Origin of the sequence: uncultured Modestobacter sp., assembly GCF_947486615.1 — a bacterium.
In the GTDB taxonomy this organism is placed as follows: Bacteria; Actinomycetota; Actinomycetes; order Mycobacteriales; family Geodermatophilaceae; genus Modestobacter.
Genome location: NZ_CANKUD010000009.1, coordinates 1 through 19,192, shown reverse-complemented (window position 1 = coordinate 19,192; position 19,192 = coordinate 1). Strand labels below are relative to the sequence as shown.

At 68.0% G+C, this 19,192-nt stretch carries 15 protein-coding genes and 1 pseudogene; 13 read left to right on the top strand and 3 right to left on the bottom strand.

The genetic code is table 11. The features are described 5' to 3' along the window. Positions 1–50 precede the first annotated feature (50 nt). Positions 51–1,175, top strand: a complete 1,125-nt coding sequence (locus tag Q1A09_RS16195) for a TerC family protein (protein ID WP_299956997.1) — start codon at positions 51–53, stop codon at positions 1,173–1,175. Positions 1,176–1,318: 143 nt separating this feature from the next. After that, positions 1,319–2,392, top strand: coding sequence for a TerC family protein (locus tag Q1A09_RS16190; protein WP_299956994.1), 1,074 nt, complete (start codon positions 1,319–1,321; stop codon positions 2,390–2,392). Between the two features lie 43 nt (positions 2,393–2,435). On the opposite strand, the gene Q1A09_RS16185 is transcribed toward Q1A09_RS16190, so the two are convergent. Beyond that, entirely contained in the window at positions 2,436–3,680 is a 1,245-nt protein-coding gene (locus Q1A09_RS16185) for an amidohydrolase family protein (RefSeq protein WP_299956992.1), read from the bottom strand. A 75-nt stretch (positions 3,681–3,755) separates the two neighbouring features. On the opposite strand from Q1A09_RS16185, the gene Q1A09_RS16180 reads away from it, so the two are divergent. The 6 genes from Q1A09_RS16180 (at position 3,756) to Q1A09_RS16155 (ending at position 12,055) form a co-directional block, all read left to right on the top strand. Continuing rightward, on the top strand, positions 3,756–5,813 hold the full coding sequence (locus Q1A09_RS16180; protein ID WP_299956989.1) for a S9 family peptidase: 2,058 nt from the start codon (positions 3,756–3,758) through the stop codon (positions 5,811–5,813). Continuing rightward, complete coding sequence (locus Q1A09_RS16175) at positions 5,810–6,004, top strand: DUF2891 family protein (RefSeq protein ID WP_299956986.1); 195 nt, start codon at positions 5,810–5,812, stop codon at positions 6,002–6,004. The genes Q1A09_RS16180 and Q1A09_RS16175 overlap by 4 nt, the downstream gene beginning before the upstream one ends. Positions 6,005–6,035: 31 nt before the next feature. Further along, complete coding sequence (locus Q1A09_RS16170; protein ID WP_299956984.1) at positions 6,036–7,622, top strand: hypothetical protein; 1,587 nt, start codon at positions 6,036–6,038, stop codon at positions 7,620–7,622. Then, a complete protein-coding gene (locus Q1A09_RS16165) occupies positions 7,622–9,373 on the top strand; it encodes a hypothetical protein (RefSeq protein WP_299956982.1) in 1,752 nt (583 codons plus the stop codon). The genes Q1A09_RS16170 and Q1A09_RS16165 overlap by 1 nt, the downstream gene beginning before the upstream one ends. A gap of 133 nt (positions 9,374–9,506) precedes the next feature. Next, positions 9,507–11,513, top strand: coding sequence for a hypothetical protein (locus tag Q1A09_RS16160; RefSeq protein ID WP_299956979.1), 2,007 nt, complete (start codon positions 9,507–9,509; stop codon positions 11,511–11,513). Then, on the top strand, positions 11,510–12,055 hold the full coding sequence (locus Q1A09_RS16155; RefSeq protein WP_299956978.1) for a hypothetical protein: 546 nt from the start codon (positions 11,510–11,512) through the stop codon (positions 12,053–12,055). The genes Q1A09_RS16160 and Q1A09_RS16155 overlap by 4 nt, the downstream gene beginning before the upstream one ends. Positions 12,056–12,093: 38 nt before the next feature. Here Q1A09_RS16155 and Q1A09_RS16150 read toward each other — a convergent pair whose 3' ends face one another. Together Q1A09_RS16150 and Q1A09_RS16145 are read right to left on the bottom strand one after the other, a co-directional pair. Next, positions 12,094–14,043 (bottom strand): hypothetical protein, encoded by a 1,950-nt coding sequence (locus Q1A09_RS16150; protein WP_299956975.1) that lies wholly within the window; start codon positions 14,041–14,043, stop codon positions 12,094–12,096. Next, entirely contained in the window at positions 14,040–14,852 is an 813-nt protein-coding gene (locus Q1A09_RS16145) for an abortive infection family protein (RefSeq protein ID WP_299956972.1), read from the bottom strand. The genes Q1A09_RS16150 and Q1A09_RS16145 overlap by 4 nt, the downstream gene beginning before the upstream one ends. Before the next feature lie 1,269 nt (positions 14,853–16,121). Here Q1A09_RS16145 and Q1A09_RS16140 point away from each other — a divergent pair. The 5 genes and pseudogenes from Q1A09_RS16140 (at position 16,122) to Q1A09_RS16120 (ending at position 19,111) form a co-directional block, all read left to right on the top strand. Then, the gene (locus tag Q1A09_RS16140; protein WP_299956969.1) at positions 16,122–16,421 is read left to right on the top strand and encodes a hypothetical protein; all 300 of its coding nucleotides are present in this window, start codon (positions 16,122–16,124) and stop codon (positions 16,419–16,421) included. A gap of 294 nt (positions 16,422–16,715) precedes the next feature. After that, the gene (locus Q1A09_RS16135) at positions 16,716–17,135 is read left to right on the top strand and encodes a hypothetical protein (RefSeq protein WP_299956968.1); all 420 of its coding nucleotides are present in this window, start codon (positions 16,716–16,718) and stop codon (positions 17,133–17,135) included. Positions 17,136–17,256: 121 nt separating this feature from the next. After that, a pseudogene (locus Q1A09_RS16130) lies at positions 17,257–18,084 on the top strand (DUF2891 family protein); the annotation flags it as partial. 26 nt (positions 18,085–18,110) lie between these two features. Continuing rightward, positions 18,111–18,389, top strand: a complete 279-nt coding sequence (locus Q1A09_RS16125; RefSeq protein ID WP_299956965.1) for a hypothetical protein — start codon at positions 18,111–18,113, stop codon at positions 18,387–18,389. A 176-nt stretch (positions 18,390–18,565) separates the two neighbouring features. Next, entirely contained in the window at positions 18,566–19,111 is a 546-nt protein-coding gene (locus Q1A09_RS16120; protein WP_299956963.1) for a hypothetical protein, read from the top strand. Positions 19,112–19,192: the final 81 nt, after the last annotated feature.

Below are 19,192 nucleotides of genomic sequence, written 5' to 3'. Positions count from 1 at the left end.
GGTGGGAGAGACCTCCGGTACTGACACCTGCCAGCACCGGAGGAATGTGCATGGACGTCCCCCTGTGGGTCTGGGGCATCACCGTTGCCGCCATCATCGGGATGCTCGTCTTCGACTTCATCGGCCACGTGCGCACGCCGCACGCGCCGACCCTGAAGGAATCCGCCACCTGGTCGGCGGTCTACGTCGGCATCGCCGTGCTGTTCGGCCTGGTGGTGCTGGTGTTCTGGGGCGGCACCTACGCCGGTGAGTACTTCGCCGGCTGGGTCACCGAGAAGAGCCTGTCGGTCGACAACCTCTTCGTCTTCGTGCTGATCATGGCCAGCTTCGCGGTGCCCCGGGAGCTCCAGCAGAAGGTGCTGCTGTTCGGCATCGCCTTCGCCCTGGTGCTGCGCACCGTCTTCATCTTCGTCGGCGCGGCCTTCATCGCGAACTTCAGCTGGATCTTCTACGTCTTCGGCGGCTTCCTGATCTACACCGCCTGGGCCCAGGCCCGGAGCGGCGGGCACGACGACAGCGAAGAGTTCAAGGAGAACTCGGTCCTGCGGCTCACCCGCAAGGTGGTGCCGACGACCGGGGAGTACCACTCCGACCGGCTGACCGCGAAGCTGGACGGCAAGCGGCACATCACCCCGCTGGCCATCGCGCTGATCGCCATCGGCAGCGCGGACATCCTCTTCGCCGTCGACTCGATCCCGGCGATCTTCGGGCTCACCCAGGAGACCTACCTGGTCTTCACGGCCAACGCCTTCGCGCTGCTGGGCCTGCGGCAGCTGTTCTTCCTGCTGGACGGTCTGCTCGACAAGCTGGTTTACCTCGCCTACGGCCTGGCCGTCATCCTGGGCTTCATCGGCGTCAAGCTGGTCATCCATGCCCTGCACGAGAACGAGCTGCCGTTCATCAACGGCGGCGAGCACGTCACCGCGATCCCCGAGATCCCGACCTGGCTGTCGCTGCTGGTCATCCTGGTCACCCTGCTGGTGACCACCTGGGCCAGCCTGCGCAAGAACAAGAAGGACGCCCAGCGGCGCCAGCAGCACGGCGCGGGCGAGCCGGGCGCGGACAGCTCCGGGCGGCACATCGGGGCGCCGGGGGACCCGGACGCCGACACGGCCGACGCGCCGGCCGACCCGCGCGAGGTGCCCGTCAGCCGACCGGAGTCCCGCACCGACTGAACCGTGGCGACCCGGGGAGGTGGGCCGTTGTCCCCGGGTGGCTGAACGCCGCCCCAGGCGCCCGGTGGGTTCCGACCCGCCGGGCGCCTGCGCGTCTGCGCCCGAACCCGTGGTGTGGGCAACCAACTTGTACAGTCCCGCCCGTGGAGCTCCCCGTCTGGTTCGAGATCGCAACGTTCGTGGGGCTCACCGTCCTGCTGCTCGCCGACCTCGCCCTCGTCGTCCGTCGCCCGCATGAGCCCTCCGTCAAGGAGGCGACCGGCTGGGTCGTGTTCTACGTGGGCCTGGCGCTGCTCTTCGGCCTGATCGTGCTGGCCGTCACCAACGGCACGTTCGCCACCGAGTTCTACGCCGGCTGGCTGACCGAGTACTCGCTGTCGGTCGACAACCTGTTCGTCTTCGTGATCATCATGGCCCGCTTCCAGGTGCCCCGGAAGCTGCAGCAAGAGGTCCTGATGGTCGGGATCATCATCGCGCTGGTGCTGCGCGGGCTCTTCATCCTCGCCGGGGCCGCGCTGATCGAGCAGTTCATCTGGGTCTTCTACCTCTTCGGCGCCTTCCTCGTGTACACCGCGATCAACCTGGTCCGGCACCGCGACGAGGACGAGGACTACGAGGAGAACGGCTTCATCCGGCGGATGCGCAAGGTGCTGCCGATGACCCAGGAGTTCCACGAGAGCAAGATCCGGGTGGTCCAGGACGGCAAGAAGCTCTGGACGCCGATGATCGTGGTCTTCCTGGCCCTGGGCACCACCGACCTGCTCTTCGCACTCGACAGCATCCCGGCGATCTTCGGGCTGACCCGGGAGCCGTTCATCGTCTTCACCGCGAACATCTTCGCGCTGATGGGCCTGCGCCAGCTGTACTTCCTGCTGGGCGGCCTGCTCAAGCGGCTGGTCTACCTGTCCCTGGGCCTCGCCGTCATCCTCGCGTTCATCGGCGTGAAGCTCATCCTCGAGGCCGTGCACGAGAACCAGTACCCGTTCCTGGGCGAGCGCGAGCCGCTGGAGAGCGTGCCGGCGATCCCGACCTGGCTGTCCCTGACGGTGATCCTGGTCGTGCTGCTGGTGGCCACCGTGGCCAGCCTGCTCAAGACCCGCGACGAGAGCACCGAGGAGCACCCGGCGGCCGAGGTCGAGCGCGGCGAGGCGCCGATCGGCACCGAGACGACCGGCCGCCCGGCGCCGGCGCCGGAGTCGGACACCCGCTCCAGCTGACCCCTGCTCCGACGGCCCGAGCCGGGCCGTCGGAGCAACGCACTCAGCGGGGCGGCAGCGTCCCGGCCTCGACGGTCGCGCCCCCGGCGGCCACCAGCACTCCGTCCCGCCAGACCTCCCGCACCCGGGTGGACAGCCCGGTCAGGTCGGTCGCGTCGCCGTCCAGGACGACGACGTCGGCCCGCTTGCCCACCTCCAGGCTGCCCAGCTCGTCCGCCACGCCCAGCAGCTCGGCGGCTGACAGCGTGGCGGCGTGCCAGGCCTGCTCGGGGGTCATCCCGCAACCGGTCATCAGCGCCAGTTCCGACAGGTTGTCCCCGTGCGGGCCGACCCCGCTGTCGGTGCCCATCGCCACCTTGACCCCCGCCTGCACCGCCCGGCGCACCGACTCGTCGTGCACCGCCTGCACCGCGCGGGCCTTCTCCACCACCGCCTCGGGCAGCGACGCGCCGGCCGCGGCGGCGGCGAGCACGGCGCGCGGCGCGGCGAGGGTGGGCACCAGCCAGGTGCCGTGCGCCAGCATCAGCTCGATCGCCTCGTCGTCGAGGAAGATGCCGTGCTCGATGGAGCGGATGCCGGCCCGCACGGCGGCCTTGATCCCCTCGGCGCCCTGCGCGTGCGCCATCACGTACACCCCGGCCGCGGCCGCCTCCTCGGCCAGCACGTCCAGCTCGGCCGGGCGGAAGTGCGGGTGCCGCGGGTCGTCCCGGGCCGACAGCACGCCGCCGCTGGTCGCCACCTTGATCACGTCGGCACCGGCGCGCAGCAGCTCCCGCACGGTGCGGCGCATCTCGTCCGCGCCGTCCACCACGGTGTCCGGCCGGCCCGGGTGCGGCCCCATCAGCGGCACCTCGGCGCCGCAGACGTGCCAGCCGTCGCCGTGCCCACCGGTCTGGGACAGCATGCTGATCGCGATCTGCATCCGCGGCCCGGCGATCAGCCCGTCGCGGACGGCCTGGGCGACGCCCAGGTCCGCGCCGCCGGCGTCCCGCACGCTGGTGATGCCCTGGGCGAGCGTGCGGCGCAGGTTGTGCACCGCTTCGTAGAAGCCGTAGCTGAACGGCGTCTGCAGCAGTCGCATCATGTCGACGCCGCTGAGCATCACGTGCACGTGGCAGTCGAAGAGGCCGGGCAGCAGGGTGGCGCCGGTGCAGTCGACGACCTCGTCGCCGGCCAGCCCGACCCCCACCTCGACGATCCGGCCGTCCTGCACGGCCACGTCGCCGCGGGCCGCGGGCCCGCCCGTCCCGTCGAGCACCTGGCCACCGGAGAACACACGTCGCGTCATGTGCGCACCCTAGGACCTCACCCGTTAGCGGTGCTCATCATCTCGCGGTGATCCCGCTGGACTAGCGTGCCGGTCATGCGGCCCACCGACCTCTCCCTGCTGCGTGTCCCGGGTGTGCCGACGGTGTCCCCGGACGGGCAGACCGCCGTCGTCGCCGTCAGCCGGCTGGACCTGGAGGCGGACGAGTACCGCAGCCAGCTGTGGACCGTGCCGACCGACGGGTCGGCGCCGGCCCGGCCGCTCACCCACGGCCACCGGGAGTCTGCGCCGGTGTTCTCCCCGGACGGGCGCTGGCTGGCCTACCTGGCGGCCGAGCCGAAGGGCAGCCCGCAGCTGCACGTCCTCCCGGTCGGCGGTGGCACCGCGCGGAAGCTGACCGACCACCACCTGGGCGCCGGTGTGCCGGTCTGGTCGCCGGACTCCCGGCGGATCGCCTACACCGCGCGGGTGCCCGAGGAGGGCCGCTACGGCACCGCGGACGACGTCCCGCCCGCGGCCGAGGCGCCCCGGCTGATCACCACGCTGAAGTACCGCGCCGACGGGGTGGGCTTCACCAACGACCGCCGTCCGCACGTGTTCGTCGTCGACCTGCCGGCCGAGGCAGAGGACGACGCGGTCGAGCTCGTCCCGCCGTTCCAGGTGACCGACGGGGACGCCGACGACGCCGACGTGGCCTGGAGCCCGGACGGCACCGAGCTGGCCTTCGTCTCCGCCCGCCACGAGGGCGCCGACCTCGACCGGGTCACCGACGTGTACGTCGTCCGGCCCGACGGCACCGGTCTGCGCAAGGTCACCGACTCGCGGTCGAGTTGCGCGCACCCCGCCTACGACCCCGACGACCCGGCCGGCAGCACGATCTACCTCACCGCCGTCCCGGACCTGGGTCCGCTGGGCCGGGACTTCGTCGGCCGCAACACCACGATGGTGAAGGTCAGCACCGCCGGCGGGCCGGTCGTGCCGATGCTGGACCCCGAGGACCACGATCGCGGCGACGAGACCCCGGCGACGGTGGTCGCCGGTGGGGCGGCCTTCGTCGGCGTCCAGCGGCGCGGCGCCGTCGAGCTGCTGCGCGTGCCGCTGTCCGGCGGGGCTGCCGAACCGCTGGTCGACGGGCCGTACACGGTGCGCGGGATCGCCGTGGGTGGCGGCGTGGTCGTCGCCACCGTGGCCCACGACCGCTCGGCCGGCGAGCTGATCGCGATCACCCCCGGCCGCCGGCGGCTGATCACCGGATTCGGCGCCCCGCTGCAGGCCACCGGCCGGCTGCACCGGATGCGGGAGGTCACCGCGACCGCGCCCGACGGCTACCCGGTGCACGGCTGGGTCACCACGCCGTCCGGCCCGGGGCCGCACCCGGTGCTGCTCACCGTGCACGGCGGCCCGTTCGCCCAGTACGGCTGGACGCTGTTCGACGAGACCCAGGCCTACGTCGAGGCCGGCTACGCGGTGGTGAAGTGCAACCCGCGCGGCTCGTCGGGCTACGGCCAGGCGCACGGCCGGGTGATCAAGGAGCACATGGGCGAGCTGGACGCCGACGACGTGCTCGCCTTCCTCGACCACGCGCTGGAGGACCCGGCGCTGGACGGATCCCGGGTCGGGATCATGGGCGGCTCCTACGGCGGCTACATGACCACGCTGCTGCTCAGCCGCACCGACCGGTTCGTCGCCGGCATCAGCGAGCGGGCGTTCAACGACCCGGTCAGCTTCGTCGGCTCCTCCGACATCGGCTTCTTCTTCCCCGACGAGTACGTGGGCACCGACCCCGAGCGGGTCGCCGCCCAGTCGCCGATGGCCTCCGCGCACCGGATCACCACCCCGACCATGGTGATCCACTCCGAGGAGGACTGGCGCTGTCCGCTCGAGCAGGGCACCCGGCTCTACGTCGAGCTCAAGCGCCGTGGCGTGCCGACCGAGCTGCTGCTGTTCCCGGGGGAGGGGCACGAGCTGTCCCGGTCCGGCACCCCGAAGCACCGGCGGGCCCGGCTGGAGCACGTGCTGCGCTGGTGGGGCCGCTGGCTGCCGACCTCGCAGAACACCTCCGCGGTGGCCGAGCTGCCGGCTGGGCCGTCGGCCGGCGAGGCCGCACCGGCCGCCGGGAACGGCCGGCTCACCGTGCCGGCCACCCGGCTGTGACCCCGGGGCTGCGGGCGGCCGCGCCGGAGCTGGCGGCGACCGCGCTGCGCACCGTGCGGGAGGAGTTCCCGAACGGCATGTACGTGCACTACCGGCGCCCCGGTGACGCCCCGGCACGTCCGCGCGACCGGCACCCGGCGTTCTACGGCAGCTACGAATGTTCTGTCGGCATCAGCGGTGTTCTAACGTGATCTGATCATTCCACCCAGTACATTGATCAGCGTGAGGGATGAGAACCGGCCGGGCGAGGACTGGCTGCTGGTCACCGCGACACGGGCCTCCGGGGTCCCCGCACACCTCCACCCCGCACTGGGCGACTACCTCGACCTGAGCGAGCAGGAACGGCTCCTGTACATACCGGACGGCACTCCGATCCTCGTCGCGCCCGACTTCTTGATCGACGAGCGACTGGTCGAGTTCTTCGCCCGGTCGGACACCTTCACGAACCAGGCACTGAGTGGCCGACTCACCTATGCCCGCGAGATCCGAACCTGGGTCGACTTCCTGTGGCAACAGGACGTGCGTTGGGACGAAGCGTCGGAGATCCACTATTCGCAGTTCAAACGGTGGCGCACGGACCCGTCCCTGCATCAGGTCGAGCCGGGCGAGAGTGCGCCCGTGGTCGACCCAACAACCTTCAGAAAGACGCACGCAGCGCTGACCGCCCTGTACGCATGGGCGGAGGCCAAGTCGCGACAGTACGTGGTCGCCTCGCCGATCCCAGAGAAGGTCGGGACGCTCCGGGGTCGGCGTGAGCCTGGGGCCAGCAACGTTCGGGCCAATCGTTCGAGGTGGGTCACCCCGGCCACCTACGCTACGTGGAGAGACGTAGGGCTCCTCGGCTACCAGGCCGAGCGGCAGGGGCGCGGAGTTGTTCCGGGTGGCCACGACGCCCTGTGGCGTGGTGGCCGTGAGCAGAGCCGCAACAGGGCATACACAGACTTGATGATCACGTCAGCGCTGCGACGGACCGAACTCGCTTCTCTGTTGACAATCGAAGTCCCCACCGAGCCCCGAGAGATTCCGCTCGGCGGTGCGGTCGCGAAGTACGACCGGGCTCGCATGTGGACGCCCTTGGCCGCTGGTCTTCAGAACGTTCACGAGTACCTCCGCTTCCAGAGGGCAGCGGCCGTCCGGCGAGCCCAGCGGGAAGGCCGCTATGAACGGATGGCGAACCCGATCCACGTCATAGCGGTCGAGGATCAGCGAGATGGCTTGGACTTGGTTCTCAACGGAGGAGAGATCCGGTCCGTCGGAGACCTGGACGAGGACGAGCGACTTCGTCTCCTGATGCTGACCACGAACGCCGACGGCACCCCCTCAGCCGCTGAGCCGCTGGCGCTGTGGCTGAGCGACGCCGGACTGCCACTTCGTATGAACAGTTGGAACGATGCCTTCGACGGGGCCAACGACCGGGTCGAGCGGGAGTTTGTCCGGCTGGGGCTGCCGCGCTCGATGTCGATCCGACTCTCGCCCCACAGTCTCCGGTTCTCTTTCGCGTTGTATCTGCTGGCTGCTCTCCACCGGCGCGTCGACGAGCAGGAGGGCTACCGAAGCACCGACGGCTACGACGCGAGGCGATACGAGCAGGCGTACGACACAGTTCGGGACCTGCTGGGACACGCAAGCGTCACGACCACCAAAGACACGTACCTCGAACCGGTGAAGGGTCTTCGCCGATCCATGCTGTTCGACGAGGCGAGCGTCGATAGGTCACTGAACGAGATCATCGAGTCTATCGCTTCCGGCGGTCCGGGCGGCTCGCGGATCCTCGATGTTCGCGCCCTGTCGACAGGAGAGATGGCCTAATGCCGCGTAAGCGGGCGAAACTGCCGGTCGGGTTTGATTTTCCCGAGGCGATGTCCGAGAACGGGCTCAAGGTCACTTGGACGCCCGAGGAGCCTGGGGCTAAGCCGCGCATCATCGATCTCACCGGCTGGGCGGGAAGCGAGCGCCTCCGTCAGCAACTCGCACGAGCCTTCGCCGTTAAGACGGGCACGTTGGGCACTTGGACATCCCGTTCGACGGTCAACGATCCGATGCGCTGGGCGAAGGCACTGACACAGTGGTGCGAGGCGCGCGGCATCACGTCTTTCGCCGACATGCAGGACAGTGACTGGGGCGCGTGGAAAGAGCATCTTGAAGAAACCTATCCGCGCAGCGGTTACATCGCGGGAACGGTCTACACGCGCGCACTGCTGCTCGATGTGCCAGAAGTTTCCAAGCGTACCAAGTGGGCCATGTCGAGGCGGGTTGGGTCGGTCAAGGCAGCAAGCAGTCAGGCCACCTACAGCGAACCGGAGTTCCGAGCGCTCCAGCGGACTGCCCGCGACGCGTTAGAGGCGGCGCATCAACGGATCACCCAGAACTACGAGTTAGCCCTGCGCGACGGCGAAGACGACTTGAGTCAGGAAGAGCAACTCAAGGCCCGCGTCTTGTCAAGGATGCTGACCGGACCCGATCCAGCAGATGGCGAGGTCGCCGATGCTTTGGGCAGCCCACGCGACTTCAGCCCTTCCCGGCATCCCGACAAGAAGCATGCCCTCTTCTTGAGTCCAGAGGAGGTCACGGCAGCGGCCGTGCTCCTCACCTGCCTCGAAGGGTTCAACAAGTCCACCCTCGAACGGCAACTCATCGCCAGCGACCGCCCAGGCGCTGGTGAAACCGATGTCAACGTCTATGCGGTCCCCATCGACAAGAAGCGGCGCGGTCGGCGACGCCATTTTACGAGCACCTATGTTGACAGCGGTAGGGGCAGTTCCGGGTACGCATACCGACTGATCGCAGAGGCGACCGATCCCGCTCGGGCGTACCTGGCCGTGCGGGGCCAACACACCGACCTGCTCCTGATCTCTGCTACGCGGAGCGGGCGACAGGGCGGTCCTCGGACCCTCTCCACTGATGTCTTCAGCGGCGTTCCGCTCGGGGGCACCAACGGAATCCGGTACCACTCGCCGTGGCTGCCTGCCGGGGTGAACGTCGACTACCAGAAACTTCACCGAACATTCCAGACCCGAGTGGAGCGCGCCCCGACACACAACACGCCTCGAACACATGTCGAGAAGTACCTCGCCTTGGATGATCAAGCGCGCGAAGAGGCGTGGGAGGTGGTGCGTGCAGGTCTGGCTCAAGCGCAGACCCGAGCGGAAGCAAGACTGGTGCTTCTCCTTTCCGATGAGAAGGATGTGGAGGACGCCATCAACTCGGGAAGCAAGGACACTGCGACTGTCGCCTGTCGTGACATCCACTGCCACCCAGTCACTGGGGAAGAGTGCCGGGCCAACTTCCTGATGTGCCTCACATGTACCAATGCTGTGGCCACGCCCAGGCACCTCCCTCGGCTGTGCCTCATCCACCAAGTCCTGGAGGACCTGAGGGGGGCGCTAAGCGACTCCGCGTGGGTTCGGTGGTCGGATGACTACGTGCGACTCAGCGCGTTCCTGGACGACCGTGTGCGTATGACCCCCCAGCGGCGCAAAGCGGCTCTGGCCGAGGCCACCGAGGTCGACCGCACGTACGTAAGAGCGCTCTTCGCGGGGGAGTACGACGTTGTCGCTTAGCGAGCGCGCGACCTGGCGCTCTTGGCCCGGCGCGGCAACTGACAGCCCACGCTCGTCTGGCCTTGAACTTCAGGCGGATGAGCCCAGTGTCAGTAGTGCTCGTGTTCGAGACCCGAAAGCCACGATCGCGCCGGTGAGCGCCGACGAATGGCCGCTGGCGGCCCTTGGCGTGCTCGCGAATACGCGCGGGGGGCAGTCACTACACTTCTCGCCCCGTCGATCGGAGGGTGTCCCTGCGGAGTACGACGCAACCGCGCGCCGGGCTGCCTACCTCCTCATCAATCGACCTACTCCGGCTGTTCTCTTCAACAGCAGAGGAAGCAACGCTGTGGAATGGCTCTCGGCCACGTCCACTGGCCGGGAGTTCGAGCGATGGAAGCGCTTCTTCAGATGGCTGGCGAGTGAGGACGTGTATGTCCTCAGCGACGTGACGCCCGGCCTGTTGGAGCGCTTCAGGCTCCATGTCGGCGCTCTCAAGGTGAAAGACCGGGCAAAGGACGCACTCCTTGGATGCGTCTCGCGCCTGCACGCCTTCGGAGACGAACTCCCCGCCGCTGACCGACTGCCGCGTCCGGAATGGATGGACTCCGGCTTCCGGTTCCGCAAGGGAACTGCCGGGCCAAACCTGACTTCCGTGATCGACCCGGACACTATGGACCCCCTGCTCATCTGGGCCCTCGCCTTCATCCGTGACTTCGCGGCGGACATCCTTGCCGCCAAGGCGCACGTCGAGCAGATGATCCGGGACATTCCCGCCGATCCGTCGAGCGCTCGTCCCGTACTCCGCCAGTACCTCGCAGAACACGGCTACTTGCCCGCGAGGCAAGGACCAAGCGGCCCCCGCATTGCCTCCCTCTACCTGGCTGCGCGCTACGGGATCAGCAGGGCGGCAATAAGCGGCGCGGCAACCGACTGGAAGGGCCAGTTCGCGGTCAACGTGAACGCCGATACGACGGTCAGCGTGCCGATCACGGGGCGAATCCACGACCGTCAATGGACTACCGGTATCGACTTCCATGATGTGGCGAAGGTATCCGGCGGTGGGCCCCCGATCATGGTTAAACTGCTCCAGGCGGCGGCACTGGTGGTGGTTGGCTACCTGTCAGGCATGCGTCCGCACGAAATGCTCTTGCTGGAGCGGGGTTGTGTCGAGGTCGTACCCCCTCCGGCGGACCAACCAGAGGGCCCGATCCGCTACTACCTTCGAGGTCGAGTCCACAAGGGCGTCCTCGCTGATGGCGAACGTGTGCCTGAAGGCAATGAGAAGCGCTGGGGAACGGTGAAGCCTGCCGCCGATGCCATCGCGGTCTTGGAAGCGCTGGACGAGGAGACTCGTTTCGTGTTCGCTAGTGAGCGACGCGAAGCCATGGGAACTCAAGTCGCAGGCGACCGCATCGCTGAGTTCATCGAGTACGCGAACGGGATGGTCGCTGATCTCGGGCTGCCCGACGCTTACCGGATCCAGGAAAACGCGTCAGGAGGTGTCGACGTAAGCGCATTCCGGCGCACGATCGCGTGGCACATCGAGAATCAGCCGGGCGGTGACATTGCCTTGGCGTTCCAGTACGAGCACGCTGCCACGGCTCTCGGTCGGAACGGCTACGCCTCGGCCTCTGGCGTCGGGCTCCAGAAGATGATGGGTCGGGAGCGCGCCGAAGCGTTCCTCCAGTTGCTTGAAACGGTTAGCGATGCGCTCACCACGGGTCTGGGCGTCTCAGGACCCGCTGCGGATCGATTGGTCGCGAAGGCTCAGGCGGTGCGTCCACTACTGGCGACGTTCCAGAGCGACAAGGATGAACGCCGGATCCTCACAGACCCGGCGTTCCAGGTGTACGACAACCCACACGCATACAGCCTTTGTGTCTTCAACCGTTCGACTGCGATGTGCCATGGCACAGACACCCCTGACCGCGCTGACTGCAAGAAGTCATGCGCCAACCACGCGCGAACAGACATTCAGATCAGCCGCCTACGCGAGGAAGAGCGGAGGCACATGCTCGAAGCGCAAAGTCCTTTGCTGCCGGAACCGCTGGCGATTCGACTTGAGCAACACGCCGCAGAGGCCAGGGCCACCATCGCCGAACATGAGCGGTCGCGCCGCATCGTCATGCTGCCGGGCGAGACAGGGGATGCGCCGTGAGTGAAGTCGTTGACGACTTACCAAAGCCGGTCTTGCCTCAGGAGACTGACCCGATCCGTCGGAACATTGTTGACGCGATCCGGCGGATGCTCGCCGGAACTCCGTCGCGCGTGGAGCCGGGCAATCGATCAGTCGGTGCGCTCGCGGAAGAAGCAGGAGTAACCAGAAACGATCTCTACCGTGCCTATGCCGACCTGCGCGATCTCTTCGAACGCCTCAAAAGGGACTACGACACACCCAATCCTCGGGAAGCGGCGCTCATCGCCAAGAACTGGAAGGTGCGAGAAGAGCGGGACGCGCTCCAATCAAAGTACGACACGATGCGCGAAGAAAGGGCGGAGTGGAAGTCGGCCGCTGAGGCGCTGGCCCGCGTAGTGCAGGTCGAGCAAGTGAAGCGGGCCAATGTTGAAGAGAAGGTGCGAATCGCCAACCTGAAAGAGCAGCGACTGTTGGCTCAGATCGAACAACTCAAGCAGGAGAATCAGACGCTGCAAGAGGCGAATGCAACAGTGACCCCTTGGCGACCCCGAGGCAGCCGATAGGTAGTGCCGTCACTGGCCGAAAACGAGCGCCTAGTCTGCTACTCGCCGATGGCCTCGGGCATCTCCGCCTCCCAGATGTCAATCTGCGACCTGCCACGACGCATCTCCTCGGTGTCCGTCGCACGTTCTTGCTCTTTGTCTCGAAGATAGTCGTTCATAGCCACTCCGTCCGCGTACGAGTCGAGCGCTGCCCGGACAGCCACGCCGGTACGAAAGCGGGAGTAGTCCACAACGGATGCGAGCACGAAGCGGGTCACTGGGTTTCCGTGGGTGAGTGCGTTCCGGACCCGACGTTGTCTGCTGATCGCAAGCTGGGCGTCTTCGCTGAGGCGGTCACTCTCCAATGCATGAAGGCGGGCGTCGCCAAGTTGGCCCACGACGCGGTGCACGACCGCCCGCTGAAGTCGAGACCCAGCCAACGCTGTGAGCCGGTCGATGCTGCGGTAGGCCACTAGCAACGACGTTCCTCGGCGATGACCCGTCTTCGCCTTGATCATCCGTTCCAGTGCGACCGCGTCTTCTGGGCGGCTTTTCCCAGTCTGTCGTCGATGTAGGCAGGAATCGATGGCCCAGAGGATTAGGCGACGTCCACGTGCGGCTGGCCATAAGTCACTGAGTTTCTTACTGAGGAGGCTCGCCTCAGTTCCGGCAAGTGCGGCGACGTGCTCAAAGGCTGAGTCCAACAGCAGAAGCACTGTTCGGTCGTCGTTGTGCCACTCGTCGTAGAGGGCGACGGCTCTTGACGTGGCGTGCGACGCCTCGGCGGAGATGCGCAGCGCCTCCCTCAGGTGCCACGGCACGGGACGTGCAACTAGGGCGCGTGCGAATCCTTCGGCGTCTACATTCAGGGCGTCCCATGTCGCCTCCATGCCCATAGAGTCAGCGAAGTCCGAGCGCCTGCTGCCGCGCCCAAAACGCGAGGCTTGCTCTTCGCCGTCTACCAACATGGTCGACCAGACGGCCTTACCCCACCGACTGTCGCTGCCAATGCTAAGAAGGGCGTCCATGAGGGTTTCGATGAGGTCGGCCGCAGCATCCAGCCCGCCCACTGGGGAGCGGACTCCAAGGTCGACCCGAATCAATACGTGCTGCGTGTAGTCGTAGCCTTCGTCACGGTCTGACTCGGCGCGCCACAACTTGCGAACTTCTTCGGACAACTTGCGAACTTCTTCGGCCAGAGGCAACTCGTGCCCAGAGCCACCGAAGGCTACTTCGACAATCCATTGCGGTAGCAAGATCGTGAGCGGCCCGAGAGAGGTAATGCCTTGAAGCGTGATCGCGTGGTCGTAGAGCGACCACACAACCACGTGGCCTTCTCGCCCCGGTTCAATAAGAGTGCGACATGCCAGGTTGCGGAGGTCCTCGGCCGCTACGTCGGCTGTTGCCGCCTCGGCCAACTCTCGCCATGGCCGCGCTGTCCCACCGTCGAGTCGACGCATCGCCAGGTCAACCGACCATGCGTCCCGACGGAGGATGCGCAGCAGATCGGCTAATACCTCCTTGCTGTCCCGGCCGCCTAATGAGAGTTGACCCTTGAGTTGAGAGGCGGCGGCGACAGCAGCGAACAGGTCGTCGGAGGCGACGGCTTTCTCCATGTCGCGCCACGAAGCCTCAAGCGATACAGGCGTCGAAAGCGCCTCGACGAGGGCGCTGGCGGATCGCCGGATGTCCGCCACGGTCTCGGCGTCGCGGGGCTTCGCGGAGGCTATTGCTTCGAAGGCTTCTACGTAGCGCGACAGCGGCTCAGCCACGCTGGCGCGAAGGGTGGAGCCAACGACCCGGAGGGTGGCGTTCACCTCTTCTCGTAGGGACGCGCGGGCGCGTCTCCACGGATCGTCTCGCGCCGATACAGCCCATTCTTCGATCTCGGCGACCAGTGCGGAGAGCGGCAGTGGGCTCAGCCCGATCGCGTCGACGCTCTGTAGCGCGAAGACCAGACCCTCGACGAGGTCCTCCTGACATGCATCGTCCGCCAGGGGACCGTTCATCGACCCAGTGACCGGTCGAGCGTCGACAGGGTGAACTGGGCGACCGAGCACGCCTCTCTAACGACCAGAAGCGCCATCTCCGGTGTCACGCCAGTTGGCAGCGTGCGCCCGTGGCCAGAGCCCTGAATGTTCCGCAACTCATTCACCTGTTCGGCGATCGTCCACGACGCCTGGAGAATCTTCCGGATTTGTTCTGCGGCCGGGCCGTCTTTGACTACCTGCTTTGGATGCGTCCCCAAACGATCGCGTGCCAAGAACCAAAGGTGGTTGAAGTCGGCGTCCTGAGGCGTGCCCCACTCTTCCAGGACGAACTTGGCTATGGCCTCCAAGAGGTCTTTCGCACTGCCGAGGAGTTGGCCGGGGTCGTCGGTGGAGCGACGAAGGCGATCGAGTTGCTCGTCCAGCGCCTCCCTGCCGCCAGTTACCAAGTCGATGTGTCCGAGAGGGGCTAGCGTGCCGTCGGCTGAGAGGCCCCAGCCGCTTCGGCGGAACGCCGTCTGTGCGGTGTGCACGGTTTTGGGGTCGAAGTTCGGTCCGTCTGGTCCGAACGAGCCCTTCAACCTCAGTTGTGTCAGGAGCCCGTCGATCAACTTGCGAGCCGATGCAGGCTGGCGCATCGCTGCGCGCACCACGTGCTGGACACGTACTTCCTTGCTGGGCGTCCCTTCGGAGGGCACGTAAGGGTCCGCATCACTCAGTCCCGCTCGCAAGAAGACGCCAGTCAGAGAGGTGTGACTAGGGCCGATGCCTCCGAAGAAGAAGTGCCCAAGGGCACCGGCGATCTCGTCCGAGACGGGGGGCTGGGTCACGACCTCATTGTCTAGACCCGTCAACGGGTTCTTCGGGTAGGTCCAGCACGAGTTCGAGAGGGCGCGTGCGCCGGGTGAGGGGATGGTCCTGCACAGCGGTGAGGCCCTTGAGGCTGGCCTGCGGCCTTCATGTGTTGGCACCCCTGTCCGCGAGAGCGGCCTCAGGGATGAATCCGTCGCTACGCCGGTAATCACTCGTTCAGGGGACCCTGGCAGCCCCGTGCGTCTCGGGGGCGGCGCGGAGGTCATCTTGGCGGTGTGAACGAGCGGACTACCTGGGCTGTTTTCACCGCGGCGCTGGGGCTCGGCTTGGCCGTTGTCGTCGCACTCCTCGTCGTCGCGTTGACGGGCTGGTCCACCGACATGCAGGCCCTGGTTGGCGGCGGTGCGTCGGGAGCCGGTGTCCCTGTGATCCTTTGGCGTCGAATGAAGGGGTTGCCCGCGTCGCCTACGCGTTGATCCGTTCCCTAGTGAGCCGCTGCGTCGGGCGGCCCACCTGGTCCGCGAACATGCTCTGTCGGGCTGGATGGTCAGCCCGACGCTTCGCTGGCGTAGCGCGCTGGCTTCGCCGGGGCACCGCAGCCTGAGGGCGGCTGCGGGCGCGATGACATCCCGTCGGCACGTGCTCCGGCCTTTCGATACCGCTGCCGGGTCGTCAACGATCGGGAGCACTCCTGGTCGACTGTCATAGGTCGGAACTACCGTCCGGCCCGCGCCAAGGGCGAATGGTCGCGCCCTGGGCGCACGGACCTCGTGGACCGGGTAGGAGGCGGTTCAAGAAGTTGTCCGAGCCAGTGGCGCGATCGGGCTTAGCCACCCCGCTCCGTCCTCGTGGCTCTACGGGCCGGAGCGGGGCCACGCCGTCGCTCTCGACCGCGTGTGGTGTCGGAGGGCAGTGCCCGGCGCGGCACCGGAGCACCACCTGGTCGGCCTCGACAGATCGTCATCCGCGGGGCGCTGTCCAACCCGATCGCTATCAGGTAGGAAGCGCAGATGAGCGACACCTTGTCCTTGGCCGGTCTAGACATGCCCGTAGCAGTCCCGACCGGCGTCCCAGAGTTGTGGGTATCCGGCACTGGCCGCAGCCGGGCCGGTGGCGACCCCGGTGGCGCGTACTGGGAGTCAGTCGAGGTGGCTCCGGCGCCGGGCGATCAGGACCCGCCCTGGCGGCTTACAACCTTCGCCCGTCGTGGATGCCGCCCCGGCGGGAACGGCGGCTGGACACTCGACATGGGCATACACAGCGCGACCACAGCCACAGTCGGCACGTTGCTGCTCGCTCATGTGCCCAACGGGCTGCCGCACGACGAGTTGCAGCAACTCACCGAAGCCGCGCAGGAAGGCGCCGACAAGGTGGTCGCAGCGCTCGGAGACCCGGCGGTCTGGCAGCCGAGCACCATCGACGTTGACGGACACACCTTCATGCTGTGGATGCACTACCGCGACGAAGGCTTCGCCGCAGTCGCGGACCTCGGCCCAGTCCTCCTGGGCGCGCACGGGCGCACCCCGCCCTCGCAGTGGCGGGCAGCCCTACTTGATCCCGCAACGGCGCAGGGCCAGTTGCGCTGAGGACCGGCCGTCTCGAACCCGTCTGAGGGGTTCACAGTCCTTCATGCTGGCCATGCGAGGTCGGCCGCGCGCCCGCAAGTCAACGGTTGCGAGAGGCGGCCTCCGGAGCGCAGTGGCTGCTGGACCGCTGTAGTAGTGGTCACCAACCGGTCGGCCACTATCGTCGCCGTAGGCACACCAGCAGGAGTCACCGCTGCGACCGCGAGGAGACCCATGCCCCACGCACCTGATCGCTGCACGTGCTGGCAAGCGCCGTCGGAGACGGGCGAGAGCCACACGTCGACTTGGCTAGGGATGCATGAGCGCATCCTCGTGGTCCTGCGCGATGGGCAACGAGTTGAGGGCTGTCCCGCAGGACCCGTCTGGTTCAGAGATGACGCCGATGGGGACGGCCAGACAGACCTCTACCGTGAGGCACGACTGCCGGGGTTCGATGTCGAGTTGGACGACGGCTCGGAGTTCTCGATCCCACTCTCCGAGGTGGTCTCTATCACCCCGCTCGTCGCTCCAGACCCAGTCGCGATCCTGAAGTCGGTCGCGCACGCGCTCCGCCGCCCCTTCGAGGTCGAGGACGGACAGATCGGGTGGACGGCGATCGCGGGGCCTCACCACGAGGTCCAGGTCGAGGTGAAGGTGCGACGCACCGAGTGTCAGGCTGCCACCCCCGAGCCTCCGCCGTTCCGGATCCTCGTCCAGAACTACTCGCGCGGCTGAACATGCGCCGCCACTAAGCGCGGTGTAGGAGGCGGTCGGGGACCCCGGAAGCCCGTGCCGCGGTGACCAGCAGCCAGCCTCATGAACAGTGCCGAACACCCGATAGAACGACTGGCACTCCGCCGTGGAGATGCACTGGGTGCTGCTCCGCTTGCTCCGGGTGGCTCCCGACGACGTGCCGGCCGACGAGGTCCGGGCCGTGTTCGACGAGCACTGGACGGCGCCCTCGATCGCCGCCGAGGTGGCGCACGCGGTCGCGAACCCCGGCTGGGAGCGGCCGTACGGCTGGGCCTGGGCGCTGACCCTGGTCGAGGAGGCGGCGTCCTGGGCGGCCGAGCCCGACGCGCCGGACGACGTCCGCCGGTGGGCCGCGACCCTGCAGCCGCTGGCCGACCACTTCCTCGGGGCCTTCGACCGGTGGCTGCCGGCGGCGACCTACCCGGTGCGCACCGGCCTGCACCCCAGCAGTGCCTTCGGGCTGCTCATGTCGCTGCCGGCCGCCCGCCGCGCCGGGGTGGACGGGAGGCTGAGCGACGCAGCCCGCCGGTTCTTCAGCGCGGACGCCGACGCCCCCGTGCGCTGGGAGCCCTCCGGCTCGGACTTCCTCTCCCCGTCCCTGGTCGAGGCGGTGCTGATGACCGAGGTGCTGCCCGAGCCCGGACCGTGGCTGGCCCGCTTCCTGCCCGGGCTCGCCGAGGGGCCGCTGTTCGCCCCCGCGGTGGTCAGCGACGCCGGCGACGGGCAGACGGCCCACCTGCACGGGCTCAACCTCAGCCGGGCCTGGTGCCTGCGCCGGCTGGCCGCGGCGCTGCCCGGCGCCGCCGACGTCCTGCTGGCCTCGGCCGCCGAGCACGCCGACGCGGCGATGCCGCACGTCAGCGGCAGCGACTACATGGTCGAGCACTGGCTGGCCGCCTACGCGCTGCTGTACCTCGACCCCGCGTACTGAGCGCCCGCGGGGTCTAGCGTGCGGGCATGGCACTCGTCTACCCGGTCCTGGCCGATGCTCCCGAGCCCGACGAGGACGCCGAGCCGGACTTCGCCGAGCTGGCCGCGGACCTGTCGGACAACTGGCTGGTCGAGATCGCGGTGAGCGAGGACGGCGACGACGCCTGCTTCGGCCCGCTCACCGCCCGCGCCGCCTGGGACCTCGCGGTCGAGCTCGACGACCGGCAGCCGGACTGGACGATCGCGGTCGTGCCGCTGCACGCCGCCGGGACGGCCGACGAGCTGGTCGAGCTCTTCGAGGAGTAGCGCCGCTGCCGTGCCGGACCCGGTCGCTCACTGGCTGTCGGGGTCGAGGTCGCGGACCGGCCGGTCCACCGCCATGATCACCAGCGGTCGGATCATGGAGGAGGTGCCGGTTGGTGATGCGCGCGGGCTCGCCGGCGTCGCCGGACGACCGCTCGGCCCGTCGGCGCAGACGGGGCGTGCTGGCCGTCCAGGCTGCGCTGACCTTCGTGCTGGTCGCTGCGCTCGTGGCGCTGGGGCAGAGGCTGACCGGTGACGAGCCGATCGACTGGGGGCTGACGGTGGGCACGGCCGTGGGTGCGACTGGCGGCGCACTGGCCGGGCCCGCGCTCGTGCGGTGGTGGCAGCGGCGCGTCGCGGGCGAGGCCGAGCGGGAGCGGATGCGGCCGTTCTGGACGGCGACGCGCACCGGGCGGCTGCCGGCGGAGGCGGACGCGGGGGAGTGGCTGCCGCTGCTGGCCCGGGTGCAGGCCCTGCACCGGCGGCGGATGGTGCTGCTGGCGGCTGGTGCCGCCGCGCTCGGCGTCGTCCTGCTCGGTGGGGTCGTGCTGGCCACGGCGCTGGGGCGGCTGGACGTGCGGGTGTACTCCATCCTGACCTCGGCGATGGTCTACGCGCAGTTCACGCTGCTGGGCTGGGGCCTGGGCGCCGCGAAGCAACGCCGACTGGCCGGTCTGCGCGAGCGGCTGGCGAGTCGGGAGGCGACGGCCGAGCCGGTGCACTGACCGGTCGGTAGCGTCAGGCAGCGTTGAAGTTTGGTGCGGTGATCTTGAAGGTGATGGCGTTGGGTGGGCTGGTGGTCTGAC